The following is a 26,198-nucleotide window of genomic DNA, read 5'->3' as shown; positions in this document are numbered from 1 at the left end:
GCCGCTTTATTCGTTGATGTCGTGATCGAAGGTCTTCACCTGCCCGTGCTTCAGCGCAAAGACCCGCCGCAGCACCAGCCACGCGATCAGCGACAGCGCGGCAAAGATCAGCAGCAGCACCGGCAGCGATACCGGGAACACCGGGATCAGCAACCAAAGCCCGGTTATGGCCGCCCCGATGGCGAAGCCCAGAAAGACGAAGCCCGGCAGCAGCACTTCGAGAATGGCCAGCACCAGCGCCCCGGCCAGCCATACCCACCAGATCATCCAGAACGGTTCGGCCATCACTTGCCTCCCTTCAACAGCTTGAACGCGTCGCCGAAGGCTTCGATCGCGTTGGCGGGCAGGACGATGGTCTGCTTGCCGGCGCCGTTGCCCAGCGCGTTCAGCGCCTCGACCTGCTTCAGCGCAACCTGGTACTGCGCCGCCTCGATTCCGTTGTCCTGGATCGCCTTCGCGACGACCCCGGTCGCATAGGCTTCGGCCTCGGCCTGGATGCGGCGGGCCTTGGCGGATTGCTCGGCGGCGTAAAGCTCGGCATCGGCGTGCAGTTCGACGGCACGCTTGCGGCCCTCGGCCTCGGTCACCTGCGCGCGGCGGGCGCGTTCGGCGTTCAGCTGCTGCAGCATCGCCTCGCGCGTCGCCTGGTCCAGGTTCACGTCCAGGATCTCGGCCCGCGTCACCTCGATCCCCCAGTTGTCCACCGCATCCTCGACGCTCGCCTGGATCTGGCTGATCAGCTGGGCGCGGTTCGACTGCACCTCGTCCAGGTCCATCTTGCCGATCTCGGCCCGGACGATGCCGGCGACGGTGGTCGCGATGGCGGCATCGACATCGCGGATCCGGTAGACCGTCTTTTCCGGCTCGAGGATGCGGTAGAAGACCGAGGTGTCGATCTGCACCAGCACGTTGTCGCGGGTGATCGCGTCCTGCGTCGCGTTCGGCAACTGCCGCTCCAGCACCGAGATTCTGTGCCGGACCACGTCCAGGAACGGCACGATGAAGTTGATGCCCGGCCCCAGCACCGCGTGCAGCCGCCCGAACCGTTCGACCACGTATTTCTCGGACTGGGGCACGATCTTGATGCCCTTGAGGATGACGACGATGATGAAGACCGCGCCCAGCACATAGATGATGTTCTGAGTGAGCAATCCGATGAGCTGATCTTCGGTCATGTCGGTTCCTGTTGTTTTCGTGTGATTCCAATTAATTTCGGGGCTGCGCCCGCAGCTTTCAATACTGGTACGGGGGGAACCCGCGCCAAGGCAAGGCGGCACGACCCCGCGCCGGTGCGAACGCCCGGCCTGTGGCCGCTTTGCATCCTTGCTCCACCGTCCTCACGGGTTGCAATGCCCGCCCCGATCGGGCAAAGCCTGCGCGGTTCAGCGATCCGGGACGATGACATGACCGAGCGTTTCTCATTCGAGTTGAAGGCAACCGACGGCAAGGCCCGAACGGGCGTGATCCACACCCCGCGCGGCGAGGTGCGCACGCCCGCCTTCATGCCGGTGGGCACGGCGGCGACGGTCAAGGCGATGATGCCGGAAAGCGTGCGCGCGACCGGGGCCGACATCCTGCTGGGCAACACCTATCACCTGATGCTGCGCCCGACCGCCGAGCGCATCGACCGGCTGGGCGGGCTGCACAGGTTCATGAACTGGCAGCACCCGATCCTGACCGACTCGGGCGGGTTCCAGGTGATGTCGCTGGCCGGGCTGCGCAAGCTGACGGAACAGGGCGTGACCTTCAAATCCCACATCGACGGCTCGAAACACGAGCTGACGCCGGAACGCTCGATGGAGATCCAGCGCCTTCTGGGTTCGGACATCGTCATGTGCTTCGACGAATGCCCGGCGCTTCCCGCCGACCGCGACCGCATCGCCGAATCCATGCGCCTGTCGATGCGGTGGGCGGCCCGCTCGCGCGACGCTTTCGGCGACCGCCCGGGCCATGCGCTGTTCGGCATCCAGCAGGGCGGGCTCGAACGCGACTTCCGCGAGGAAAGCGCCGCGGCGCTCACCGAAATCGGCTTTGACGGCTACGCCGTGGGCGGCCTTGCCGTGGGCGAGGGGCAGGAGGCCATGTTCGGCGTGCTCGACTTCGCGCCCGACATGCTGCCCGCGGACAAGCCGCGCTACCTGATGGGCGTGGGCAAGTCCGATGACATCGTCGGCGCCGTCGCCCGCGGCATCGACATGATGGACTGCGTGCTGCCCTCGCGCTCGGGGCGCACCGGCCAGGCGTTCACGCGGCACGGCGTGGTCAACATCAAGAACGCCCGCCACCAGGACGACCCGCGCCCGCTGGACGACAAGTGCGCGTGCCCGGCCTGCTCCAACTATTCGCGCGCCTACCTGCACCACGTCTTCCGCGCGAACGAGATGATCTCGGGGATGCTGCTGACCTGGCACAACCTGCACTATTTCCAGCAGATCATGTCCGGAATGCGCGACGCCATCGCGGCGGGCACGTTCGCGGAATGGCAGGCCGATTTCCACGCCCAGCGGGCGCAGGGGGATATCGACCCGCTCTGATCCTTCAGGCGATGCGCAGTTCCGGCTTGGCGCTGGTGGCCTCGTTGCCCTGCGCGCGGTTCAGATGCGCGGCGTCGGCGGTCAGCAGCCCCAGCAGGTCTTTGGTCCTCAGCGCGGTGCAGAACTCGCCGTGCAGCGACGCGACCGAGAGGTCGTGAACCAGTTCGGGGTCGTGATCGACGCCGTTCAGGTCGATGCGGTTGGTGGTGGCGCAGGCGTCGTGGGCCAGGTAGACGTCATAGCCCATGTTGCCCGCCATGCGCGTCGTGGTCTCGACGCAGAAATTGGTGAAATACCCCGCGATCACCAGCCGCCGGGCGCCCGCCCGCCGCAAGTCGATCTCCAGCGACGTGCCCAGAAAGCCCGAGTTCACGTCCTTCTCCACCACGATGTCGCCGGTCTGCACCGCCAGCCCGTCCAGCTGTTCGCCCGTCGGCAGCGACAGCTTCAGGGGCGAGTCGGGTTCCAGGCTGTCATGCCGCGTGAACGCCACCTGCCGCCGCGCCGACCGGAACCCGCCAAGAAGCTTTTGCAGATTTGCCACGCAGTCCGGGTTGTTCATGCGCCCGGTCGGCCCGCCCCAATGGGTCAGCTCGTGAACGCCTTTCTGCACGTCGATCAGCAAAAGCGCGGTGTCGGGTCCGAATTTCTCAATCATCATAAGCTCCTCGGGTAACGGCATTGTGTAGCGGACATCCTAGATGCGGCAGTCGGGGCGACTTGTCGGTTCGCGACACGCAACAATGCCGGTTCCGACCTTGGTAGCACGCCGGAAATATTGCCGCAAAATATGCGATACCGCCCTTGCGGAAGCCGGCCGCAACGGCCATTGTTCCCGAAAAGCCGTCAACGGCGAGGTTGAAACAGGGGGTAGTTCGACCCACCTTTCTACCTCAAGAACGGAGAAGGCCAATGGTTGCCGCCTGGCGGGGCCGCGTCTTCTTGCCAATGATTAAGGATAGAGCATGCAAGAGCCCCTGAATTCCTCTTACCCCGTCCTGCCGCTGCGCGACATCGTGGTGTTCCCCCACATGATCGTGCCGCTCTTCGTCGGCCGCGAGAAATCGGTCCGCGCGCTGGAAGAGGTGATGCAGGACGACAAGCAGATCCTGCTCAGCAGCCAGGTCGATCCCAGCGTGGACGACCCTGACACCGGCGGCATCTACACCACCGGCGTTCTGGCCAACGTGCTGCAGCTGCTGAAACTGCCCGACGGCACCGTCAAGGTACTGGTCGAAGGACAGGCGCGCGTCGAGATCACCGAGTTTCTCGAGAACGAGGACTTCTTCGAGGCCCGTGCCGAGTACCTGACCGAAATTCCGGGCGACGTGACCACCACTCAGGCCTTGCTGCGCACCGTCACGGACGAGTTCGAGCGCTACGCCAAGGTGCGCAAGAACATCCCCGAAGAGGCGCTGTCCGCCGTCGGCGACACCACAGAACCGGCCAAGCTGGCCGATCTGGTCGCAGGGCATCTGGGCATCGAGGTGCATCAGAAGCAGGAACTTCTGGAAACCCTCAGCGTCAGCGAGCGGCTGGAAAAGGTCTATGGCCTGATGCAGGGCGAAATGTCGGTCCTTCAGGTCGAGAAAAAGATCAAGACCCGCGTCAAGTCGCAGATGGAGAAGACCCAGCGCGAGTACTACCTGAATGAGCAGATGAAGGCCATTCAGCGCGAACTGGGCGACGGCGAGGACGGCTCGAACGAAGTGGCCGAGCTGGAACAGAAGATCGCCGAGACGAAGCTGTCGAAGGAAGCCCGCGAAAAGGCCGAGGGCGAGTTGAAGAAGCTCAAGAACATGTCGCCCATGTCGGCCGAGGCCACCGTCGTGCGCAACTACCTCGACTGGATCCTGTCGCTGCCCTGGGGCACCAAGTCCCGCGTTAAAAAGGACCTGGGCAAGGCACAGGAGATCCTCGACGACGACCATTACGGTCTCGAAAAGGTCAAGGAACGGATCGTCGAATATCTCGCCGTGCAGCAGCGGTCAAAAAAGCTGAAAGGCCCGATCCTCTGCCTCGTCGGCCCGCCGGGCGTCGGCAAGACCTCGCTGGGCAAGTCCGTGGCCCGCGCCACGGGGCGCGAGTTCATCCGCATCAGCCTTGGCGGCGTGCGCGACGAATCCGAGATCCGCGGCCACCGCCGCACCTATATCGGCTCGATGCCCGGCAAGATCATCCAGTCGCTGAAAAAGGCCAAGACCACGAACCCGCTCATCCTGCTCGACGAGATCGACAAGATGGGGCAGGACTTCCGCGGCGATCCGGCCTCGGCGATGCTCGAAGTGCTGGATCCGGAACAGAACAACACCTTCATGGATCACTACCTCGAGGTCGAATACGACCTGTCGAACGTGATGTTCCTGACCACCTCGAACAGCTACAACATGCCCGGGCCGCTCTTGGACCGGATGGAGATCATCCCGCTCGCCGGCTATACCGAGGATGAAAAGCGCGAGATCGCCAAGCAGCACCTGATCGGCAAGCAGATCAAGAACCACGGCCTCAAGGCCAAGGAGTTCGACCTGACCGACGAGGCGCTGACCGCGATCATCCGCACCTATACCCGCGAGGCGGGCGTGCGGAACCTCGAGCGCGAGATCGCCAAGGTGGCGCGGAAATCCCTGACCAAGATCGTCAAGGGCGAGGCGGAAAGCATCACCGTGACGCCGGACAACCTGGACGAATTCCTCGGCGTGCCGAAATACCGCTACGGCCTGGCCGAAGAAAGCGATCAGGTCGGCGTCGTCACCGGGCTGGCCTATACCTCGGTCGGCGGCGAGCTTCTCAACATCGAGGCGCTGCGCCTGCCCGGCAAGGGCCGGATGAAGACCACGGGCAAGCTGGGCGATGTGATGAAGGAGTCGATCGAAGCGGCCTCATCCTACGTCCGCTCGATCTCGCCCAAGCTCGGCATCAAGCCGCCAAGCTTCGACAAGTGGGACATCCACGTCCACGTTCCCGAAGGCGCCACGCCCAAGGACGGCCCCTCGGCCGGCCTGGCGATGGTCACCTCGATCGTCTCGGTGCTGACCGGCATCCCGGTCCGCAAGGACATCGCGATGACCGGCGAGGTGACGCTGCGCGGCAACGCGCTGGCCATCGGCGGCCTCAAGGAGAAACTGCTGGCCGCCCTGCGCGGCGGCATCAAGACCGTGTTGATCCCGCAGGAGAACGAGAAAGACCTGCCCGAGATCCCCGACAACGTGAAAGAGGGGCTCGAGATCATCCCGGTCCGCCACGTCTCCGAAGTGCTCAAGCACGCCCTCGTGCGCGAGCCTGAGCCGATCGAATGGGACGAAGCCGCAGAAGAGGCCGCCGCCGCCGCCGCCAAGGCGGGCGAAGATGCCGGCCCGTCAGCCACCGCGCATTGACGGGCGGTACTGCCAGGCAGGGAAGGGCGGCTTTTTCGCACCGCCCCGACCGTAGCGCGCGGTGCATCCATGACCACGACAGGACAACACCCCCGCAGATTTCTGCGGGGGTGTTTCCGTTCGGAATGCCGGGCGTGCGGACCGGCCCGTCAGCCGGGCTTTACAAGGTGCCAGACGTGCTCGACCAGGAAAACTCCTGGCCCAATCCGCGGGAACGAAGGCGCGCGCACCAGCCCAAGCGCCGGTCCAGTCATTTCGGAAAAAGGGGAATGGTGGGTGATAACGGATTTGAACCGCTGACATCTTCGATGTGAACGAAGCGCTCTACCACTGAGCTAATCACCCGTGAGCAGGGGTATTACCGCGACTCGGAACGCTCCGCAAGGGCTGTTTGGCCGGCGGCGAAACCTTTGTGAAAACCTTGATGCGGCGTTCGCGGCGCAACATGCATATGGCCCGATTTCGCGGGAATCCCGCCTGTGCGCCAATGCACAGCCAATGCAAAAAGTGCGGCATTCCTTTCCTCCTCGAACGCTCTATCTTTGTACAAATCGGACACGTCCCCAAGCGGACCATATACAAACCGAACAAAACCGGAGCCTGACATGAGCTGGAACCCCGCCCTCGACCCGCACTGCCCGACCGGAGACTCGATCGACTCCATCGAAACCGTCATCGTTCCGCGCGCCCGCGACCTCGGCGGATTCGAAGTCCGCCGCGCCCTCCCGGCCCCTCGCAGGCAGATGGTGGGACCCTTCATTTTCTTCGACCAGATGGGCCCCGCCGAGTTCGTGACGGGGCAGGGGATCGACGTCCGTCCGCACCCGCATATCGGCCTCGCGACGGTCACCTATCTCTACAAGGGCCGCCTGCATCACCGTGACTCCCTGGGCACCGATCAGTGGATCATGCCCGGCGCCGCGAACTGGATGATCGCCGGAAACGGCGTCACCCATTCCGAGCGGACCGATGGCGAAGCGCGCAGGCAACCCATTGAAATGTTTGGAATTCAGACCTGGGTCGCCCTGCCGGAAGAGCGCGAGGACGACCCCGCCGCATTTGAGCACGCTGGCAGCGAAACGCTGCCGTTCATCGAGGGCGAGGGCAAGCAGGTCCGGCTGATCCTTGGCGATGCCTATGGCGAAAGCGCCCCGGTCTCGACCACCTCCGAGATGTTCTATGCCGACGCGATCCTGCAACCCGGCGCGGCAATCCCGCTGCCCGACAACCACGAGGACCGCGGCGTTCATGTGGTCGAAGGCTCGGTCACGGTCGCGGGCCAGACCTTCGAGGCGGGCCGGATGATGGTGTTCCGCCCCGGCGACCAGCTCAGCCTGCGGGCCGGCGATCAGGGCGCGCGCCTCATGCTCCTCGGCGGCGCCACCCTCAACGGTCCCCGCCACATCTGGTGGAACTTCGTCGCCTCGTCGAAGGACCGGATCGACGCCGCCAAGGAGGCCTGGCGCGCGGGCGACTGGGCGCATGGCCGGTTCCGCTTGCCGCCGGGCGATGATCAAGAGTTCACCCCCTTGCCTGAACGATAAGGCCAAGCCGCAACGGATCATAAGGCGCTATTTTGTAACGATAAATAACGAGAGGCCGCAAGCCGTCTGCCTACGAGACCTCATGCGGGATCATCAATTTTTCGGCCCGAAACGAAAAAAGTTGGAATGTCCGCTTGACGATGCTCGGGCGTAGCCATAATACACCGCAACGCTCAGCGATGATTGAGCGGGCAGCGAGCGGTTGTAGCTCAGTTGGTTAGAGTACCGGCCTGTCACGCCGGGGGTCGCGGGTTCGAGCCCCGTCAACCGCGCCACCGCTGTCCAGCCCCGGATCCGGGTCAAGGGATCCAAGACATAGATGCGCGGTTGTAGCTCAGTTGGTTAGAGTACCGGCCTGTCACGCCGGGGGTCGCGGGTTCGAGCCCCGTCAACCGCGCCACTTCTTCTTCCGTAATTTGATAAGTCGCGGCGCCTCGCGTTTGCTTTGCGGGCAACCGGATCAGACAGGCTCGACCTTGCCGCCGGCCTTAACCCAGTGGCCCAGCCCGCCGATGTTGTGGACGTCCCGATAGCCCAACTTCCGCAGGATCTGCTTGCCAGCCATGCTTCGCCCGCCAGACGCGCAATAGACCGCGATGCTCCTCTCGGTCCGCAGTCCATCATGAAAATCGGGATGGGACGGGTTCGCCATGTCCTGCAGCCTCGCAAGCGGAATGTGCAGCGCGCCGGTCGCCTTGCCCGTGCTTCGCACTTCGGCGTGGTCCCGGACGTCGATCACGGTCACGGTCCCCGTGCCGATACCTTCGATGGCATCCTCGACGCTCAGGCCGCGGTTCAGAATGCTGCTCAGTTTGAACATGGCGTCGATCCATCCTGGTGTCTTGGTGCCGCAAGGCATATAACATTCACAAAACGGAATACAATGGATTTCGGCATTGTCGCGCTTGTTCGCATTTTGTTCACTATTTTGACTTGGAGACTCGCTGCCGCTCGCCTATCTCTTAGAAGGTTGGAACCGGGGGCGACATGGCAGAGTTGAAGACCATCGAGGTGCGCGGCGCGCGCGAGCACAATCTCAAGGGCATCGACGTGGATATCCCGCGCGATCAGTTGGTGGTTATCACTGGCCTGTCGGGGTCGGGCAAGTCCAGCCTCGCCTTTGACACGATCTATGCCGAAGGCCAGCGGCGCTATGTCGAAAGCCTTTCGGCCTATGCGCGCCAGTTTCTCGACATGATGGAAAAGCCGGATGTGGATCACATCAGCGGCCTGTCCCCGGCAATCTCGATCGAACAAAAGACCACCAGCAAGAACCCGCGCTCGACCGTCGGCACGGTTACCGAGATCTATGACTACCTGCGCCTGCTTTTCGCCCGCGCGGGAACGCCCTACAGCCCCGCCACCGGCCAGCCCATCGAGGCGCAGCAGGTGCAGGACATGGTAGACCGGATCATGGCGATGGAGGAGGGCACGCGAGGCTATCTGCTGGCTCCTATCGTGCGCGACCGCAAAGGCGAATACCGCAAGGAGTTTCTTGAACTTCGCAAGCAGGGGTTCCAACGCGTCAAGGTCGATGGCCAATTCCATGAACTGGACGAACCGCCCACCCTGGACAAGAAGTACCGTCATGACATCGACGTGGTGGTGGATCGCCTGGTCGTGCGCGAGGGGATGGAAACCCGGCTGGCTGACAGCCTGCGCACCGCACTGGATCTGGCCGACGGCATCGCCATCCTGGAAACCGCCCCGCGCGAGGGCGAGCCGGAGCGCATCACCTTCTCCGAGAATTTCGCCTGCCCGGTCAGCGGTTTCACCATTCCCGAGATCGAACCGCGCCTGTTCTCGTTCAACGCGCCGTTCGGGGCCTGCCCGGATTGCGACGGTCTTGGGGTCGAGTTGTTCTTCGACGAAAGGCTGGTCGTGCCGGATCAGACGCTCAAGGTCTATGACGGCGCGCTGGCGCCCTGGCGAAAGGGCAAGTCGCCCTATTTCCTGCAGACCATCGAAGCCATCGCCCGCCACTACGAATTCGACAAGAATACCCCTTGGAAAGAATTGCCGCCGCACGTGCAGCAGGTGTTCCTGTATGGCTCGGGCGAAGAAGAGATCCCGTTCCGCTATGACGAGGGCGGTCGAGTGTACCAGGTGACGCGCACCTTCGAGGGCGTGATCCCCAACATGGAACGTCGCTATCGCGAAACTGACAGCGCCTGGATCCGCGAGGAATTCGAGCGGTACCAGAACAACAGGCCCTGTGGCACCTGCCGCGGCCATCGCCTGCGGGAAGAGGCGCTGGCGGTCAAAATCGCCGGCCTGCATGTCGGCAACGTGGTCCAGATGTCGATCAGAGAGGCCTTGGCCTGGATCGAAGAAGCCCCTGGACAACTGAGCGTGCAGAAGAACGAAATCGCGCGCGCCATCCTCAAGGAGATCCGCGAGCGCCTTGGTTTCCTGAACAACGTCGGGCTCGAATACCTAACGCTGTCGCGTTCAAGCGGCACGCTGTCCGGCGGCGAGAGCCAGCGCATTCGCCTGGCCAGCCAGATCGGGTCTGGCCTGACTGGCGTTCTATATGTTCTGGACGAACCGTCCATCGGCCTGCATCAGCGCGACAACGGGCGGCTTCTGGGCACGCTCAAGAACCTGCGCGACCAAGGCAATACGGTGATTGTCGTCGAGCATGACGAAGAGGCGATCCGCGAGGCGGATTACGTCTTCGACATCGGCCCGGGCGCGGGCGTGCACGGCGGGCAGGTGGTCAGCCACGGAACGCCCGCCGACATCGCGGCGGATCCGGCCTCGATCACGGGGCAATACCTGGCCGGGTTGCGCGAGATTTCCGTGCCGGCCAAGCGGCGCGCCGGCAACGGCAAAAAGGTGACCGTGGTCAAGGCGACGGGCAACAACCTCAAGGAAGTCACCGCCGATTTCCCATTGGGCAAGTTCGTCTGCGTGACCGGCGTGTCCGGCGGCGGAAAGTCGACACTGACCATCGAGACGCTGTTCAAAACGGCCTCGATGCGGCTGAACGGGGCCCGGCAGACGCCAGCGCCCTGCGAGACCATCAAGGGGCTTGAATTTCTCGACAAGGTGATCGACATCGATCAGCGTCCCATCGGACGCACTCCGCGGTCGAACCCGGCGACCTACACGGGTGCCTTCACGCCGATCCGCGACTGGTTCGCCGGTCTGCCCGAGGCCAAGGCGCGAGGTTACAAGCCGGGCCGGTTCAGCTTCAACGTCAAGGGCGGGCGCTGTGAAGCCTGCCAGGGCGATGGCGTCATCAAGATCGAAATGCACTTTCTGCCAGATGTCTACGTCACCTGCGAGACCTGCAAGGGCGCGCGGTACAACCGCGAAACGCTCGAGATCAAGTTCAAGGGAAAATCCATCGCCGACGTTCTGGACATGACGGTCGAGGACGCACAGGAGTTCTTCAAGGCAGTGCCGGCGATCCGGGACAAGATGGATGCCCTGGCACGGGTAGGGCTGGGTTACATCAAGGTCGGGCAGCAGGCGACAACCCTGTCGGGGGGCGAGGCGCAGCGTGTGAAACTGTCGAAGGAGCTCAGCAAGCGTTCGACCGGTCGCACGCTCTACATACTGGATGAGCCCACGACGGGTCTGCATTTCGAGGACGTGCGCAAGCTGTTGGAAGTGCTGCATGAACTTGTCGATCAGGGCAATACGGTGGTGGTGATCGAACACAACCTCGACGTGGTGAAAACCGCGGACCACATCATCGACATCGGACCCGAAGGCGGCGACGGCGGCGGAGAGATCGTGGCCAAAGGCACGCCCGAAGACGTTGCCGCGGTCGAACGAAGCCACACTGGGCGGTATCTGAAACCGATGCTGGACGGTCGGCGGGTGGCGGCAGAATAATCGCGTCGCAATCTTCCGCCGCTCTCCTGCGGGCTGCAAAGATTGCCGGGATTGTGGCACTCTTTCCAAGCACTTTGGAGGGCATCAACAATGCGCAAGCTGCAAACGCAAGGGGTTCACCACATCACGCTGACCGGTGCGGACCGGCAAAGCACCATCGATTTCTGGGAAGGCGTGCTGGGCATGCCCTTTGTCTTTGAACAGCCCAACCTCGACAACCCGGATGAGGGTCATGTCTATTTCGATCCGGGCGACGGGCGGCTTATCACCGTATTCACCAACGAAGGCCGCCAGGGCACTCCTGATCGAACGCCGACGGATCCAGGCTGCGTGCATCATCTGGCTTTCAACGTCTCGCAGGCGACCTTTTGGCAGGCCGTGGAACGGTTGGACGAGCGGGGGATAAGTCATTCCGGCCCAAAGGACCGGGGGTTCATGGATTCGATCTATTTCATGGACCCGCTCGGGTTGCTGATCGAACTCGCGAGCTACCGTTTCGATCCTCCGGCAGGATGTACCCATGCGGATGTGCTGATCCGGGCGCACCGGATCCGTCTGTCACGCGGGGACTACAACATCACCCGCGTCCATCTTTCCGACGCGATCGAGGAACTGGTTCTCAAGCGGCAGGACAGCTTGTCCGAGGACCGGACGCCCGGGAACCCCTACGCCTGATTTCAGTACAAGATGTCCGCCACCGCGCCGATGAGGTTCAGCACCTCGTGCGTCTGCCGGTTCACGCTATAGACGTAGTCCCCGGCGCGGACGTAGTAGCCGTCGCGGCGCAGGCCGTAGCGGTCGGGATCGTTGATCCAGACATAGTCCCGGGTGATGTAGTCGCCGACCTTGTAACGGTTCTTGACCTGACCGGGGGGAACGCACGGCACGGCTTTCTTGGCAAGCCCAGGCGGGCAGTGGCCGACGCCGGTCCCGGCGACGATCCCCTGTTGCGGGGCGACCCGCTGAACCTTCACGCTGTTCCTGTCTTGCCCCTTGCCCTTGCCCTTGTCGTTGCCGTTTCCGGCCAGGGTCGCGGCGGGGGTCAGAAGCAACGCCAGAATTGCTGCGGTGCTGGCCAGGGCTTTCATCGTATTGCGTCCTTTCGCGGTGGTGCCCCGACCATACCTTGCGGCGTCGCCGCATGGTATGGGTGCCGGGCTCGGATTCATCGCCTTGCGCAAGAAATCGCCGCCAAATCCGTTTCAGCCCCTGCCGCGCTTTTCGAACCTCGGCAGCATCGCCGAGAAGTCCATGCCCTTGCCGTTTTCCTGTTCAACGAACCGCTCGTAGAGCGCGGTGGCAGCTTGGCCCATCGGCGTGTCGGCATCGGCGCTGGCGGCGGCCTGCTGGCTGAGGCGCAGGTCCTTGAGCATCAGTTCGGCGGCGAAGCCGGGCTTGTAGTCATTGTCCGCCGGCGATTGCGGGCCAACTCCGGGGGCGGGGCAATAGGCGTTCATGGTCCAGCTGTAACCCGATGAGGTGCTGACCACGTCAAACATCTTCTGCCGGTCCAGGCCCAGCTTGTCGGCCAAAGCGAAGGCCTCGCAAGTGGCGATCATGGTGACGCCAAGGATCATGTTGTTGCAGATCTTGGCTGCCTGACCGGCCCCGGAATCGCCGCAATGCACGGCCTTCTGGCCCATGATCGCGAACAAGGGTTCTGCCTTTGCGAAGGCTTCGGCCGGGCCGCCCGCCATGAATGTCAGCGTCCCGGCGGACGCGCCGCCAACGCCGCCCGACACCGGCGCATCGACCGGCAGCAGCCCGGCGGCGGCGGCCTGTTGCGCGACTTCGCGGGCGCTGTCCACATCGACGGTCGAACAATCGACAAAAGCGGCACCCTTGGTCATGACCGGAATGATCTCATTTGCCACGGCGCGCAGGATCTGGCCGTTTGGGAGCATTGTGATGACCACATCTGCGCCTTTGGCTGCATCGGCGCCGCTTGCGGCCATCGAGACGCCCTCGACCGCGACATCCGCCATGTCAAAGCCCACGACCTCATGCCCCGCCTTTGCCAGGTTGGCGGCCATCGGCGCGCCCATGTTGCCCAGGCCAATGAACCCGATCTTCATTTCTCAGTCCTCCTCGAATGTCAGGGCATCCGCGCCCAGCGGTTGCAGCATATTCGAGACCGCCACCGCCGGAACGTTCATGTCGGCATATTGCCACTGCGGATTGCGGTCCTTGTCAATGATCTGGGCCCGGATGCCTTCCAGGAAATCGCCGTGCTCCATCGCGCGATGGGTGAAACGGTATTCCAGTTCCAATGCCTTGCGGATGTTCAGCGACGGGCCGCGCAACCGGTGCAGCATCTCGACCGTACATGCCATTGAGATCGGGCTGTTGCGGCCCAGGATCTTGAGCGTTTCACGGGCGAAATCACTGTCGGCGTTGCGCAGCGATGTCAGGACGTCACCCAGCGTTTCTCCGGCGAAATGCGCATTGATCTCGGGCTGCAAGGCCCTGAGCCCGCCCGCCGGCGCCGTTTCGGCATGGGTCTTGACGTGCTCCGCATCGCCCGAAGCTTCGAGCATCTCGATCAGGGCTTCCCAGTGCGACCGCGGAATGTAGTGGTCGGCAAAGCCGGCAAAAACCGCGTCATCCGGTCCCATGCGGCCGGCCGTCAGCCCCAGGTATTCACCGACTCGGCCCGGCGCCAGCGACAGCATCAGAGTTCCGCCCACGTCGGGGATCAGCCCGATGCCGCATTCCGGCATGGCGATCTTGGAACTTTCGCAAACGACGCGATGCGTACCGTGGCATCCGATGCCGACACCTCCGCCCATCGTGAAGCCCTGCATGAAACTGACGACCGGTTTGGGATACTCGAAGATCATCGCGTTCATGCGGTATTCGTCGCGCCAGAACCTGCGGCCGTAGCCGTAGTCGCCCTTGGTGCCTGTCTCGTAAAGCTCGGCAATATCGCCGCCGGCACAAAACGCTTTGTCACCTTCCGCGTCCAGAATGACGAGGTCCACGTCGTCATCCTCGCGCCAGTTGCGCAGTGCGGTATCGATCGCCATGCACATGTCATAGCTCAGCGCATTCAGCGCCTGCGGTCGGGTCAGAGTGATGCGGCCGGCGCGGCCGGTGACGCGGATATCGATATCGGGCATCGGATCCCTCAGCGGTTGGCGAGCATGTGGCGGGCGATGATCACCCGCATGATCTCGTTGGTGCCTTCGAGGATCTGGTGGACTCGCAGATCGCGGACAATCTTCTCCACTCCGTAGTCAGCGAGATAGCCATAACCGCCGAACAGCTGAAGACAGCCATTTGCCACATCGAAGGCGGTGTCGGTCACCATCAGTTTGGCCATGGCGCAGAACTTGCTGGCGTCAGGTGCGCCATTGTCCAGCTTCCAGGCCGCTTGCCGCAGGAAAGTGCGCGCGGCCTGCAGGCGGGTTTCGAACTCGGCAAGCCGAAACTGCAGCCCTTGGAACTGATCGATGGTGGTGCCGAACGCCTTGCGCTCGGACGTGTATTGCAGTGTCATGTCCAGCGCCGCCTGAGCGCCGCCCAGCGCACCAGCCGAGATGTTGAGCCGCCCGCCGTCGAGACCGGCCATGGCGTAGACGAAACCGCGGCCTTCCTCACCGATCAGGTTGTCATGCGGCACCACGCAGTCGTCGAACTGCACCTGCGCGGTGGGCTGCGCCTGCCAGCCCATCTTGTGCTCGAGCGCGCCGAAGCTGAGGCCCGGTGTGCCGTCCTCGACCACCACGGTCGAAATGCCCTTGGGTCCGTCCTCGCCGGTGCGCACCATTGTCACGTAGGCATCGGAATAGGAACCGCCCGAGATGAACGCCTTGGTGCCGTTCAGCTTGTAGCCTTCGTTGGTCTTTTCCGCCCGCGTCTTCAGCGCCGCCGCGTCCGAGCCCGATCCCGGCTCGGTCAGGCAGTAGCTGAACACCTTTTCCAGCGTGCAAAGCTGCGGCAGCCATTTCTGCTTGGTCTCCTCACTGCCGAACTTGTCGATCATGCCGCCGCACATGTTGTGGATCGACAGGAACGAGCCGACGGCAGGGCAGGACATGGCCAGCGCCTCGAAAACCAGCGTGGCGTCCAGCCGGCTGAGGCCGGTGCCGCCATATTCTTCCGAGACGTAGAGACCGCCAAAGCCGAGTTCGCCGATCCGCGGCCACAGATCCTTGGGAATCGTGCCTTCGGATTCCCACTGGCGGGCGAAGGGGGCGATATTCTCCTGCCCGAACGCATGAGCCATGTCGAAAATGGCGGTTTGTTCCTCGGTCAATGCGAAATCCATGGACAGTCTCCCTCCGGCGTTGTGAATTGAACGACTGTTTATTTCCGAATTCTTACAGAAGTTTTGCACGGGCAGCAATCGTGCAGCATTCCTCGCAGGGGTTTGGGCGGCGGGCCCAGTTTGGGGTATGCTTGGAGCACGTTTCAACAACTGATTTTCCAAGGAGCACCGGCATGTCGAATTTCAAGATGGCGGTCGTGGTCATTCACGGCATGGGCAGCCAGTTTTCGGGGGTAGAGCAGCCTTCTTCGGCGCTGACTTTCTCGCGGGAACTGCACAAGCGGGTCGAACGGTTCGTGGGGGCGGACATGGGCGAGGTCGCGTGGCGTGAAGTCGTGTGGGCGCATGTGCTTCAGGGACGCCAGAAGGAGTATCTGCGAAAAATCAAGCGTCGTACCGGGTATGATGATGTCCGCGAATTCGTCGTGCGCAACCTTTCGGATGCGGCGTCCTACCGGCAGACACCCGACGGGACCGACAAGACCTACGAGGCGATTCACGCGCAAGTCGACAGGGTGATGGAGGATGTCCGGGTGCAGGTGGGAGATCAGGCGCCGGTCCTGCTGTTGGCGCATTCGCTCGGCGGTCACATCATGTCCAACTACATCTACGATCTGCAGCGTCACTTGCTGGACACCGGGCAAACCCTGCACAGCACTCCGGTCAGGAACATGCAAACGGTGGCGGGTATAATGACCTTTGGGTGCAACATTCCGATCTTTCTGTTTGCCTATCCTGAAGCCAGCATCACGCCGATTGCTCCACCGAACTCTGCACTGCCCCAAGGACTCAGGTTCCAGACATGGTGGTACAATTTCTTCGACAAGCATGACGTCCTGGGTTATCCCCTGCGCGACTGCGCTCCGGCCTATGATCTGTTGGTGGCAAGCCGGGAAATCCGCGACGTATCAATCAATTCCGGGAACATCTTCACTTCATGGAACCCGTTGTCGCACAACGGGTACTGGAAGGACCCGGACCTGTACGAGCCGGTCGGGCGAATGATCCGGAACATGCTGCGGGTGCTTTGACGCGGGTCAGAGGTCGGCGTGGAACTCTTCGATCAGGTGCCGCACGACCGCCTGTCCGGGGTCTTCTCCCTTGGCCGCCGCCTCGGCATGCACACGGCGCTGCCGCGTCGCCGAAGTGCCGTTTTCGGCGATCTGGCGCAGGCGCGCGATCTCGGTCAGCGTGTCCAGGGCCTCGGCGTCTTCGGCGAGCATTCCCACCAACTCGTCCATCAACTCGGTCATCGGTTTGATGGAGCGTTCGCCGAAATCGATCAACCCTTCTCCGACGCCATATCGCTGCGCCCGCCATCGGTTCTCGCCGATCAGGAAACGGTCATATTGCCGCCAGCGCAGGTTGCGGGCCTTGAGGCGGCACAGCATCCGGGTCAGCGCCTGGACCATCGCTGCCAGCGACAGCGCGTGTTCCATCCTGGGCTGGACGTCCATGATCCGCGTTTCCAGCGTCGGAAAGCGGTGTGACGGTCGCAGGTCCCACCAGATCTTCGTGGTGTCCTCGATCACACCCAGGTCGACAAGAATGCCTGTCGTACGCTCGTATTCCGACCAGCTGCCGAATGTGGGGGGCAGGCCGGTGCGCGGCAGGTTGTCGAATATGGTCAGTCTGTACGAGGAAAGCTTGGTATCCTCGCCACCCCAAAAGGGCGAAGACGTCGAGAGCGCCAGCAGATGCGGCAAGAAGTAGCTGAGCTGCGGCATCAGGTCGGACCGGAGCGGCGGATCCTCGATACCGACATGGACGTGCATCCCGCAGATCAACATCCGCCGCGCCACGCCGCCCAGGGCATGGTGCAGGGCGTCATAGCGTTCCTTTCGGGTATGGTGCTGATCCTTCCAGTCGGCAAACGGGTGGCAGGACACGGCAATGGGCGCCAGGTTATGTTCCGCCGCGCGCTTGGCCACGCAGGTACGAAGGCGTTTGAGATCCTCGCGGGCGCCGGCGATCGTGGCGTAGGGGCGGGTGCCCACTTCGATCTGGCATTGCAGGAATTCCGGGCTGACCTGGCCTTCGAAATCGTCCTGGCAGGCTTTCATCATGGCCTCGGGCGCCACGGCAAGTTGCAGGGAATCCCGATCGACCAGAAGGTATTCTTCCTCGATCCCAATCGTGAATTCCTGCTGCATTCCGGTTCTCCTGAGTTCGTTGCCGTTCAGTGAATACGGATTGACCCGAATTGCCAAGGGGTTGCGGCATCGCTTCTTGCGGTCACGCGACGTGGGGCGTTATGGAAGCGTAAACCGCAGGACAAGAGGGACCGGCCCGTGAAACCAAGAAAATTTCCCCGAGCCAACGCCTTTCTCGACCGGTTTGGGGTCAGGCTGATTGATCGGGCGACCGAGCGGGACGAGCGGGCGCGGCTGGAAGAGTTCGAGCGGGCAGGGGGGCTGAACGGCCCGGCCTATGCCCTGTCTCCCGGGATGGACAAGTTCGATATCGCGAAGCTGGTCGGGGAATATCGCGAACATGCCATCGCGCTGAACGCACTGAAAGACCCGTCTTCGAACCAGACCGGCTATCAACCCGGTAACGGTTACTATGACAGCCCGGACGCCGATGCGCTCTACCTGATGATCCGCCGCTTCCGGCCGAAGCGGGTGGTCGAGGTCGGGTGTGGAAACTCGACTCGCGTTACGCGGCAGGCTGTGATGGATGGCGGGATCGAAACTGAAATCACCGCAATCGACCCCTTTCCGCGCGCCGATATCGCCCATGTGGTCGACCATTTCGAACAGAAGCGTCTGGAACAGGTGGATCCCGCGCTGTTCGCCGGACTTGAAGCGGGTGACGTGCTGTTCATCGACTCGAGCCACGTTGTACGGATGAGCAACGACGTGGCGCATCTGTTTTGCCGGATCATTCCGGAGCTGAAGCCGGGTGTCGTGATCCATGTGCACGACGTGTTCCTACCCTACGAATATCCCAAGCGGTTCTTCTATGATTGCCCGGGCTGGGGCGAGCAATATGTGCTGCACGCGCTGCTTCAGACTGGAGGTTACGAGATGCTTTGGCCCGGGTACTACCTGCAGCAGGCCCGGCCCGACGCGGTCGAGGTATTGCCGTTTCTTTCCGAAGGGCGGGCGCAGAGCCTTTGGGTGATGAAAAAATAGCGGCAAAAGAAAAATTGATCCGGCCGCCGGAACCGGGCGTACCACTTTCCATCAAACGCAGGAGAGGAGTTCGCTGCAATGTTTCGTCGCAAGTTCATGGGAATTTTCGGAGCCGCCGCTTTGGCAATGACAGGCGCGATGCCGCTGAAGGCCGAGGCCGGTCAGGACATCGTCGACACCGCGGTTTCGGCCGGATCGTTCAACACGCTGGTTGCCGCCGTGCAGGCAGCGGACCTGGTGGGGACGCTCAAGGGCGAGGGTCCGTTCACCGTGTTCGCGCCCACGGATGAGGCGTTCGCGGCCCTTCCGGAAGGTACGGTCGAGACCCTGCTCAAGCCCGAGAACAAGGATCAGCTGGTTGCGATCCTGACCTATCATGTGGTGCCGGCCAAGGTGATGTCCGGCGACATCGCGGGCAAGAAAGCTCAGGTGATGACCGTGCAGGGCGACCGGCTGGAGGTCAACGCGCGCAACGGCGTCAAGGTTGAAGGCGCCGAGGTCATTCAGGCCGACATCGTCGCCTCGAACGGCGTGATCCATGTCGTGGACAAGGTATTGCTGCCGGAATAATCCTTCCGTTGTTCAGGCAGTATGCCCCGGTCCGAAAGGACCGGGGCTATTTCGTTCAGATAAGCCGCACCTGCGTGCCGATCTGCACAAGTTCGTACAGTTCTTCGACATGCTGGTTGTAAAGCCCGATGCACCCGGACGAGCTTTGGCGCCCAATCTTGCGGGTGTCATGCGTGCCGTGGACCAGGTAGGCCGGCCAGGTGAGGTACATGGCGCGCGTGCCCAGCGGGTTGCCCGGATCGCCGCCTTCGATCCGCTCGGGCAGCGACGGGTCGCGCTCGCGCATCGAGGCGGTCGGTGTCCAACTGGGGTTTTCGGACTTGCGCACAACCTCGGTATGGCCGCGCTTGGTCAGTTCCTCGGACATCGGAACCGACGAGGGGTACAGCCGGTAGGTCACGCCGTCGCCGCCCCAGTAATGCACGGCGCGGCTGGTGATGTCGGCCAACAGGCAGCCGACGCCGAGACTCGCGAAATGGTCCTGCCAGTCCTGCTGTGCGAAGGACGAGACGTTGCGACGTGTCGGCACCTGCGTTTCGATCGGCGGTTCATTCACCGGAAATGCGCTTTGAGCACGGACAAGGGCCGGAGCGGACAATGCGCTAGCAACACCCAGCAGGGCGCTGCGGCGGGTCATGCGAAATTTGGACACGGAAAGCCTCCGATAATCTGCTCGACTGCTGTTATTCGCGGCGACGTTACGTGTCAATTGACGGTTTTTCCAGAGAGGCGGGGCTGAAATTTTCGTGAGTCCGGGCGCTCGCCCGATCGCTGGCAAAGGTCTGCCGAAACGAAAGACCCCGGCCATCTGGCCGGGGTCGGTATTGAACATGCGGAATGCGCGTTGTGGTCAGTCCATCGGCTTGAAGTGGAACTCGCCGCCTTCCTTCAGACCCGAGGGCCAGCGCGAGGTGATGGTCTTGGTGCGCGTGTAGAACTTGAACGCATCGGGGCCGTGCTGGTTCAGATCGCCGAAGGCCGACTTCTTCCAGCCGCCGAAGGTGTGATAGGCCAGCGGCACCGGGATCGGTACATTGATGCCGACCATGCCGATGTTGATCCGGTTGGCGAAGTCGCGGGCGGTGTCGCCGTCGCGCGTGAAGATCGCTGTGCCGTTGCCGTATTCATGGTCCATCGCAAGACCAAGGGCTTCCTCATAGGTCTTGGCGCGAACGGTGGACAGGACGGGACCAAAGATCTCTTTCTTGTAGATGTCCATGTCCTTGGTCACGTTGTCGAACAGGTGCGGGCCGACGAAGAACCCGTCTTCGTAACCCTGCAGGCTGAAGTCGCGGCCATCGACCACCAGTTTCGCACCCTGATCCACGCCGGACTGCACCAGGCGCAGGATGTTCTCCTTGGCGGCCGCGGTCACGACCGGGCCGTAGTCCACGTCGTCGCCGGCGGTGTAGGGGCCGACTTTGAGCTTTTCGACGCGCGGAATCAGCTTTTCGATCAGGCGATCGGCGGTCTCGTCACCGACCGGGACGGCGACCGAAATGGCCATGCAGCGTTCGCCCGCAGCGCCATAGCCTGCGCCAACCAGCGCGTCCGCGGCCTGATCCATGTCGGCATCGGGCATGACGATCATGTGGTTCTTGGCACCGCCGAAGCACTGCACGCGCTTGCCGTTGGCGCAACCAGTCGAATAGATGTACTCGGCGATGGGGGTCGAACCGACGAAGCCGATCGACTGGATCACCGGATGGTGCAGAATTGCGTCCACCGCTTCCTTGTCGCCGTTCACGACCTGCAGGATGCCTTTGGGCAAACCGGCTTCTTCCATCAGTTCGGCCAGCATCAGCGGAACCGAGGGGTCACGTTCGGACGGCTTCAGGATGAAGGCGTTGCCGCAGGCGATCGCGGGCGCGAACATCCACATCGGGATCATGGCCGGGAAGTTGAAGGGGGTGATGCCGGCGGTGACGCCGAGCGGTTGGCGCATCGAATAGATGTCGATGCCCGGGCCGGCGCTGTCGGTGAATTCGCCCTTCAGCATCTGGGGCGCGCCGATGCAGTATTCCACCACTTCCAGCCCGCGCTGAACGTCGCCCTTGGCGTCAGGGAAGGTCTTGCCGTGCTCGCGGCTCAAAGCTTCGGCCAGCTTGTCCATGTCGCGGTTCAGCAGATCGACGAATTTCATCAGCACGCGGGCGCGGCGCTGCGGGTTGACGGCTGCCCAGGCGGGTTGCGCAGCGGCTGCGATCTCGACTGCCTTGGCAAGTTCGTCTTTAGAGGCCAGCGGGCACTTGGCCTGCACTTCGCCGGTGGCGGGGTTGTAGACATCGGCAAAGCGACCGGACTTGCCGGTCACGTGCTCGCCATTGATGTAGTGGGTCAGTTCCTGCATCTGGGACTCCTCCGATGAATTTGGGCGCACCATAGGCTTGCAGAAATCCCCTGAACAGAGGCAATGTTCCAAAGTAGCTTTGCAAAAATGTAGGTGTGGGTGCGATGGAGCCGAATTGGGATGACATGAAGATTTTCCTTGCCGTGTCGCGCGAGGAAAGCCTTTCTGCGGCGGGGCGTCTTCTGAAACTCGATCCCGCTACCGTGGGACGACGTGTGTCCCGGCTGGAGACGGCGCTGGACGCGCCGCTTTTTACCAAATCCCCGCAAGGTTACGTGCTGACGGCGGCGGGCGAGCGGCTGATGGCGCATGCCCTTCAGGCCGAAGAGGCGATGCGGGCGGCTGCCGGAACCATGGCGGGGCCGGCCGGAACGCTGAGCGGCCAGATCCGGATCGGCGCGCCGGACGGCTGCGCCAATTACCTGCTGCCGCAAGTCTGCGCCAGGATATGCGACGCAAACCCGGATCTCGACATACAGATCCTGGCGTTGCCGCGGATCATCAACCTGTCGCGGCGCGAGGCGGACATGGCCGTGACTGTCAGCGCGCCCACGGCCGGGCAGTTGCTGGTTCAGAAGATCAGCGACTACAAGCTGCACATGGTCGCCACGCGCGGATACCTGGAAACTCATCCGTTCATCCAGACGACAGCGGATCTCAAGCAGCACAGGATGGTCGGCTATATCCCCGACATGATCTTTGATCGAGAGCTGGATTACCTCAATGATTTGGGTATCGAGCGTGTCGCGCTTGCATCAAATTCCGTTTCCGTCCAACTCCGGCAGATCTCGGTCGGGACGGGGGTCGGAGTGGCCCATGACTTCACGCTGCCGTTTCATCCGGAATTGCGGAAAATACTGACGGATCAGGTCAGTCTGACGCGCAGCTTCCATCTGGTGCGGCATCAGGGAGACCAGCGCAACCAGCGTCTGAACCGGTTCGCCGAGGCGCTGACGCGCGGAATCCGCGACGAAGTCGCCCGGCTTGAGGGGGAAGCTGCATCTTGACAGGATCGGGCAATCCGGCAACGCTTTGGAAAACGTGAGTTTATTTCGGAGGTGTTGCATATGCTCGTACAGGCTCTTTTGAAAACAAAGGCGACCGAGGGCGTAGTTACCGTTCCTTCCTCCACGACGGTCTCCGAAGTGGCCAAGATCCTGGCGGAAAAGCGGATTGGTACGGTCGTCATTTCCGACGATGGCGGAGAAACGGCGATGGGCATCCTGTCAGAGCGCGACATCGTCCGCGAACTCGCAGCCAGCGGCAGCGGCTGCCTGTTCGGAACGGCCAAGGCGTACATGACAACCAATCTGGTCACCTGCACCAGCCAGTCGAGCGTCAAGGAGATCATGTCCCTGATGACCGAAGGCCGCTTCCGCCACATGCCGGTGGTCGAGGAAGGCAAGCTGATCGGAATCGTGACGCTGGGCGACGTGGTCAAGGCGCAGTTGATGGAAGTGGAAATGGAGAAGGATGCCCTAGCAGGCATGATCATGGGGCACTGATCCGGGGCTGCGGAAGCGGGGTCGCGCCTGACGGTGCGGCCACTTGCACCCGCAGCGAAGTTGTGTTTGCTTCCGCAGAAATATTCTTGCGCAGGAGAACGTCATGCGGGTTGCCTTGTATCCCGGGACATTCGATCCGATCACCTTGGGTCATATCGACATCATCCGTCGCGCTGCCGCCCTTGTCGACAAGCTGGTGATTGGTGTCGCGATCAATCGGGACAAGGGGCCTATGTTCTCGCTGGAAGAACGCGTCGCCATGATCGAGACGGAATGCGCCTACCTGAGCGAACAGACCGGCACCGAGATCGTCGCCCATCCCTTTGAAAACCTGTTGATCGATTGCGCCCATGACGTCGGCGCCCAGATCATCATCCGCGGTCTGCGCGCGGTTGCCGATTTCGAGTACGAATTCCAGATGGTCGGCATGAACCGGGCGCTGGACGACACGGTCGAGACCGTCTTTCTCATGGCTGACGCCCGCCGTCAGGCCATCGCCAGCAAGCTGGTGAAGGAGATCGCCAGACTGGGCGGCGACGTGTCGAAATTCGTCACCCCGCAGGTCAACGAGGCTTTGAAATCGCGGCTGGCTCAGGGCTGATTTCGGGGCATCACCTGACATCAAGGAAGGCGGATCATCTCCAGAAGGCCAGCCAATCCAGGAATTCGTAGAATTTCCTGCCGAGAAACAGAAGGTGCTCGGTGCCGAAAATGGCGTAGTCCACCATGAATGCGCCGAGGATGAGAACCCCAAGCCAAATGGCGATCCGGTCGGTCATGGTGGCCCCGATGCAATTGAAAGCGCCCGCCCAGATAACCTGAACGGGCGTTGCGTAACAAGAGCTTAGGCGGGGGTCAGCCCAGTTTGCCCATCGCGACGGCGACATCGGCCATGCGGACCGAAAAGCCCCATTCATTGTCGTACCAGGCCAACACGCGCACCATCCGGCCTTCGACCACGCGGGTCTGATCCGGGGCGAAGATCGAGCTTTCTTCGGTATGGTTGAAATCGGTGGATACCAGCGGGGCGGGCTCGTATCCCAGGACGCGCTTCATCGGACCTTCGGCAGCTTCCTTGACGATGGCGTTGATCTCTTCGGCGGTGACGTCACGGCCAGCGCGGAAGGTCAGATCGACGGCCGAGACGTTCGGGGTCGGCACGCGAATGGCAGAGCCATCCAAACGCCCCTTGAGGCGCGGCAGCACCTCGCCCAGAGCCTTGGCGGCGCCGGTGGTGGTCGGGATCATCGACATTGCCGCGGCGCGGGCGCGGTACAGGTCCTTGTGACGACGGTCCAGCGTCGGCTGGTCGCCGGTATAGGCGTGGATCGTGGTCATGATGCCATGCTCGATGCCGACACCCTCGTCCAGCACCTTTGCCAGCGGAGCGAGGCAGTTGGTTGTGCAGGAACCGTTGGAGATCATCCTGTCGCCGGCTTCAAGCTGGTCGTCGTTCACGCCGAAGACGATGGTTTTGTCCACGTTCTTGCCGGGGGCGGACAGCAGCACCTTCTTTGCGCCGCGCTCAAGGTGCACATTGGCCTTGGTCCCGTCATTGAAGTTGCCGGTGCATTCGAGAACCACATCGCACCCATCCCAGTCCAACTCGTTCAGGTCGTAGGTCGAGAACATCTGCATGTCGCCGCGGCCCAGGTTCATGGTGCCGTCGCCGATGGTGACCTCGCCAGGAAAGCGGCCGTGGACGCTGTCGTACTTGATCAGGTGGGCAGCGGTATCCAGCGGGCCGGTGGCGTTGACCTTGATCACCTCGATATCATCGCGGCCCGAAGCCGCGATGTGGGACAGGGTGCAGCGGCCGATGCGGCCAAAACCGTTGATGCCAACCTTGATGGTCATGTTGCGACTCCGAATGACGTGAAGTTTGCGGGCCGTATAGACGTGCAGGCTGCGGGCAGAAAGGGCAAAATCGGCGCAAATTGAATATGTTAGCGCAAAACCCTGTCGATTGCGCTAACGCTTGCGCTAAGGGTTGGATCGGGTAGGGTTCAAGAGCGGGAGGTTGAGCGAAAGGGCGCCTGGATGAGTGGTCTTCTGGCCTTGTTGGACGATGTGGCGGGGATCGCCAAGGTTGCGGCGGCTTCCGTAGACGACGTGGCGGCCAACGCGGCCAAGGCCAGCGCCAAAGCCGCAGGAGCGGTGATCGACGATGCGGCGGTCACGCCGAAATACGTCCATGGCTTCGCGCCCGCGCGCGAGTTGCCGATCATCTGGAAAATCGCCAAGGGATCGATCCGCAACAAATTGCTGATCCTTTTGCCAGTGGCGCTGGCGCTGTCGAACTTCGCGCCCTGGCTGATTGCACCGCTTCTGATGCTGGGGGGCGCGTATCTGTGCTTTGAGGGCGCGGAAAAGATCTATCACGCGCTGGTGCCCCATGACGACACGCACGTGTTCAAGGAAGACGAACCCGGCGATCCACTGCATCTGGAGGAGCAGAAGGCGGCGGGCGCGATCAAGACCGACTTCATCCTTTCGGCCGAGATCATGACGATTATCCTTGCCGCGATCCCGCAGAGTGATTTCTGGATGGAGGCGGCGACGCTGGCCGTGGCCGGGGTGGCCATCACGATTGCCGTCTACGGTTCAGTGGCGCTGATCGTGAAGGCCGACGATGTCGGCCTGTTTGTCGCGCAGTATGGGCGGTTGGGCGTCACCCGCGCCATGGGGCGCGGTGTGGTGCGGGCCATGCCGGGATTCATGCGGCTGCTGACGATCATCGGTACGGCGGCCATGCTGTGGGTCGGCGGCTCGATCGTGGTTCACGGGCTGGAAGAACTGGGATTTGGCTGGCTGGGACACCACATCCACGATTGGGCCTATGCTGTGGGGCACGCAGTACCCGAACAATGGACGGCTGTCGTGGAGTGGTCGGCGAAGGCCGCGCTGGACGGAATTCTGGGGCTTGTCTTGGGAATGATTCTGATCCCCGTCGCAACCAATGCGATTGCACCGCTGTTCGCCAAATTCGGGTCGCAGAAATCCTCTAATTGATCCGGTTGATGCGTAGGGTTCGTTTCACTCGTCGGGCGCGTCGGTAGGCCGGTTGC

At 62.5% G+C, this 26,198-nt stretch carries 25 protein-coding genes and 3 tRNA genes; 14 read left to right on the top strand and 14 right to left on the bottom strand.

The annotated features are described in order from the left end of the window. Positions 1 to 6: 6 nt before the first annotated feature. Complete coding sequence (locus FGK63_RS06895; protein ID WP_138840870.1) at positions 7 to 285, bottom strand: NfeD family protein; 279 nt, start codon at positions 283 to 285, stop codon at positions 7 to 9. Beyond that, positions 285 to 1,175, bottom strand: a complete 891-nt coding sequence (locus FGK63_RS06890; RefSeq protein WP_138840869.1) for an SPFH domain-containing protein — start codon at positions 1,173 to 1,175, stop codon at positions 285 to 287. The genes FGK63_RS06895 and FGK63_RS06890 overlap by 1 nt, the downstream gene beginning before the upstream one ends. Positions 1,176 to 1,403: 228 nt before the next feature. Between FGK63_RS06890 and tgt the strand changes: the two genes are divergently transcribed. Further along, positions 1,404 to 2,534, top strand: a complete 1,131-nt coding sequence (gene tgt, locus FGK63_RS06885; protein ID WP_138840868.1) for a tRNA guanosine(34) transglycosylase Tgt — start codon at positions 1,404 to 1,406, stop codon at positions 2,532 to 2,534. A gap of 4 nt (positions 2,535 to 2,538) precedes the next feature. Here the strand turns inward: tgt and FGK63_RS06880 are convergent, their stop codons facing one another. Continuing rightward, positions 2,539 to 3,192: an isochorismatase family protein gene (locus FGK63_RS06880; protein ID WP_138840867.1), complete on the bottom strand. Its 654-nt coding sequence runs from the start codon at positions 3,190 to 3,192 to the stop codon at positions 2,539 to 2,541. Positions 3,193 to 3,499: 307 nt separating this feature from the next. Here FGK63_RS06880 and lon point away from each other — a divergent pair, with 307 nt between their 5' ends. Further along, positions 3,500 to 5,908 (top strand): endopeptidase La, encoded by a 2,409-nt coding sequence (gene lon / locus FGK63_RS06875; RefSeq protein ID WP_138840866.1) that lies wholly within the window; start codon positions 3,500 to 3,502, stop codon positions 5,906 to 5,908. Positions 5,909 to 6,178: 270 nt separating this feature from the next. Here the strand turns inward: lon and FGK63_RS06870 are convergent. Beyond that, positions 6,179 to 6,253, bottom strand: a tRNA-Val gene (locus tag FGK63_RS06870). Between the two features lie 260 nt (positions 6,254 to 6,513). On the opposite strand from FGK63_RS06870, the gene FGK63_RS06865 reads away from it, so the two are divergent. The 3 genes from FGK63_RS06865 to FGK63_RS06855 all read left to right on the top strand — a co-directional run bounded on the left by FGK63_RS06865 (position 6,514) and on the right by FGK63_RS06855 (position 7,852). Further along, positions 6,514 to 7,452, top strand: a complete 939-nt coding sequence (locus FGK63_RS06865; protein WP_138840865.1) for a pirin family protein — start codon at positions 6,514 to 6,516, stop codon at positions 7,450 to 7,452. 198 nt (positions 7,453 to 7,650) lie between these two features. After that, positions 7,651 to 7,727 (top strand) — tRNA-Asp (locus tag FGK63_RS06860). A gap of 48 nt (positions 7,728 to 7,775) precedes the next feature. Further along, positions 7,776 to 7,852: transfer RNA gene (locus FGK63_RS06855), tRNA-Asp, on the top strand. 60 nt (positions 7,853 to 7,912) lie between these two features. Here FGK63_RS06855 and FGK63_RS06850 read toward each other — a convergent pair. After that, positions 7,913 to 8,272 carry a rhodanese-like domain-containing protein gene (locus FGK63_RS06850; RefSeq protein WP_138840864.1) on the bottom strand — a complete coding sequence of 120 codons (360 nt, stop codon included), beginning with the start codon at positions 8,270 to 8,272 and terminating at the stop codon, positions 7,913 to 7,915. A gap of 167 nt (positions 8,273 to 8,439) precedes the next feature. Here FGK63_RS06850 and uvrA point away from each other — a divergent pair, with 167 nt between their 5' ends. Both uvrA and FGK63_RS06840 read left to right on the top strand, forming a co-directional pair. Continuing rightward, the gene (gene uvrA / locus FGK63_RS06845) at positions 8,440 to 11,298 is read left to right on the top strand and encodes an excinuclease ABC subunit UvrA (protein WP_138840863.1); all 2,859 of its coding nucleotides are present in this window, start codon (positions 8,440 to 8,442) and stop codon (positions 11,296 to 11,298) included. A 90-nt stretch (positions 11,299 to 11,388) separates the two neighbouring features. Then, positions 11,389 to 11,973, top strand: coding sequence for a VOC family protein (locus FGK63_RS06840; RefSeq protein WP_138840862.1), 585 nt, complete (start codon positions 11,389 to 11,391; stop codon positions 11,971 to 11,973). A gap of 2 nt (positions 11,974 to 11,975) precedes the next feature. Here the strand turns inward: FGK63_RS06840 and FGK63_RS06835 are convergent, their stop codons facing one another. The 4 genes from FGK63_RS06835 to FGK63_RS06820 all read right to left on the bottom strand — a co-directional run bounded on the left by FGK63_RS06835 (position 11,976) and on the right by FGK63_RS06820 (position 15,568). Then, the gene (locus tag FGK63_RS06835) at positions 11,976 to 12,386 is read right to left on the bottom strand and encodes a hypothetical protein (RefSeq protein ID WP_138840861.1); all 411 of its coding nucleotides are present in this window, start codon (positions 12,384 to 12,386) and stop codon (positions 11,976 to 11,978) included. A gap of 114 nt (positions 12,387 to 12,500) precedes the next feature. Further along, positions 12,501 to 13,373: a 3-hydroxyisobutyrate dehydrogenase gene (gene mmsB / locus FGK63_RS06830; RefSeq protein ID WP_138840860.1), complete on the bottom strand. Its 873-nt coding sequence runs from the start codon at positions 13,371 to 13,373 to the stop codon at positions 12,501 to 12,503. A gap of 3 nt (positions 13,374 to 13,376) precedes the next feature. Then, complete coding sequence (locus FGK63_RS06825) at positions 13,377 to 14,417, bottom strand: enoyl-CoA hydratase/isomerase family protein (RefSeq protein WP_138840859.1); 1,041 nt, start codon at positions 14,415 to 14,417, stop codon at positions 13,377 to 13,379. An 8-nt stretch (positions 14,418 to 14,425) separates the two neighbouring features. Continuing rightward, positions 14,426 to 15,568, bottom strand: coding sequence for an acyl-CoA dehydrogenase family protein (locus FGK63_RS06820; RefSeq protein ID WP_138840858.1), 1,143 nt, complete (start codon positions 15,566 to 15,568; stop codon positions 14,426 to 14,428). A gap of 173 nt (positions 15,569 to 15,741) precedes the next feature. Here FGK63_RS06820 and FGK63_RS06815 point away from each other — a divergent pair, with 173 nt between their 5' ends. Then, positions 15,742 to 16,599 (top strand): hypothetical protein, encoded by an 858-nt coding sequence (locus FGK63_RS06815; RefSeq protein WP_138840857.1) that lies wholly within the window; start codon positions 15,742 to 15,744, stop codon positions 16,597 to 16,599. 6 nt (positions 16,600 to 16,605) lie between these two features. Here the strand turns inward: FGK63_RS06815 and FGK63_RS06810 are convergent, their stop codons facing one another. Continuing rightward, the gene (locus FGK63_RS06810; RefSeq protein ID WP_138840856.1) at positions 16,606 to 17,721 is read right to left on the bottom strand and encodes a carboxylate-amine ligase; all 1,116 of its coding nucleotides are present in this window, start codon (positions 17,719 to 17,721) and stop codon (positions 16,606 to 16,608) included. 138 nt (positions 17,722 to 17,859) lie between these two features. Here FGK63_RS06810 and FGK63_RS06805 point away from each other — a divergent pair, with 138 nt between their 5' ends. Together FGK63_RS06805 and FGK63_RS06800 are read left to right on the top strand one after the other, a co-directional pair. Then, on the top strand, positions 17,860 to 18,705 hold the full coding sequence (locus FGK63_RS06805; RefSeq protein WP_138840855.1) for a class I SAM-dependent methyltransferase: 846 nt from the start codon (positions 17,860 to 17,862) through the stop codon (positions 18,703 to 18,705). Between the two features lie 78 nt (positions 18,706 to 18,783). Continuing rightward, entirely contained in the window at positions 18,784 to 19,275 is a 492-nt protein-coding gene (locus FGK63_RS06800) for a fasciclin domain-containing protein (RefSeq protein ID WP_138840854.1), read from the top strand. A gap of 55 nt (positions 19,276 to 19,330) precedes the next feature. Here the strand turns inward: FGK63_RS06800 and FGK63_RS06795 are convergent, their stop codons facing one another. Continuing rightward, positions 19,331 to 19,912 carry a L,D-transpeptidase gene (locus FGK63_RS06795; protein ID WP_171052605.1) on the bottom strand — a complete coding sequence of 194 codons (582 nt, stop codon included), beginning with the start codon at positions 19,910 to 19,912 and terminating at the stop codon, positions 19,331 to 19,333. Between the two features lie 213 nt (positions 19,913 to 20,125). After that, entirely contained in the window at positions 20,126 to 21,625 is a 1,500-nt protein-coding gene (locus FGK63_RS06790) for a CoA-acylating methylmalonate-semialdehyde dehydrogenase (protein ID WP_138840852.1), read from the bottom strand. Positions 21,626 to 21,729: 104 nt separating this feature from the next. Here FGK63_RS06790 and FGK63_RS06785 point away from each other — a divergent pair, with 104 nt between their 5' ends. The 3 genes from FGK63_RS06785 (at position 21,730) to coaD (ending at position 23,731) form a co-directional block, all read left to right on the top strand. Continuing rightward, positions 21,730 to 22,632: a LysR family transcriptional regulator gene (locus FGK63_RS06785; RefSeq protein ID WP_138840851.1), complete on the top strand. Its 903-nt coding sequence runs from the start codon at positions 21,730 to 21,732 to the stop codon at positions 22,630 to 22,632. A gap of 60 nt (positions 22,633 to 22,692) precedes the next feature. Then, positions 22,693 to 23,130 (top strand): CBS domain-containing protein, encoded by a 438-nt coding sequence (locus tag FGK63_RS06780; RefSeq protein ID WP_138840850.1) that lies wholly within the window; start codon positions 22,693 to 22,695, stop codon positions 23,128 to 23,130. A gap of 103 nt (positions 23,131 to 23,233) precedes the next feature. Further along, a complete protein-coding gene (gene coaD, locus FGK63_RS06775; protein WP_138840849.1) occupies positions 23,234 to 23,731 on the top strand; it encodes a pantetheine-phosphate adenylyltransferase in 498 nt (165 codons plus the stop codon). A 34-nt stretch (positions 23,732 to 23,765) separates the two neighbouring features. Here the strand turns inward: coaD and FGK63_RS20700 are convergent, their stop codons facing one another. Further along, positions 23,766 to 23,909 (bottom strand): hypothetical protein, encoded by a 144-nt coding sequence (locus FGK63_RS20700; RefSeq protein ID WP_171052587.1) that lies wholly within the window; start codon positions 23,907 to 23,909, stop codon positions 23,766 to 23,768. Positions 23,910 to 23,985: 76 nt separating this feature from the next. Beyond that, a complete protein-coding gene (gene gap, locus FGK63_RS06770) occupies positions 23,986 to 24,987 on the bottom strand; it encodes a type I glyceraldehyde-3-phosphate dehydrogenase (RefSeq protein WP_138840848.1) in 1,002 nt (333 codons plus the stop codon). Positions 24,988 to 25,170: 183 nt separating this feature from the next. Between gap and FGK63_RS06765 the strand changes: the two genes are divergently transcribed. Further along, on the top strand, positions 25,171 to 26,142 hold the full coding sequence (locus FGK63_RS06765) for a DUF808 domain-containing protein (protein ID WP_138840847.1): 972 nt from the start codon (positions 25,171 to 25,173) through the stop codon (positions 26,140 to 26,142). Positions 26,143 to 26,198: the final 56 nt, after the last annotated feature.

This window comes from Ruegeria sediminis, assembly GCF_005938215.1.
GTDB classification, from domain to species: domain Bacteria; phylum Pseudomonadota; class Alphaproteobacteria; order Rhodobacterales; family Rhodobacteraceae; genus Ruegeria; species Ruegeria sediminis.
This window is presented reverse-complemented; position numbering and strand designations above follow the sequence as displayed.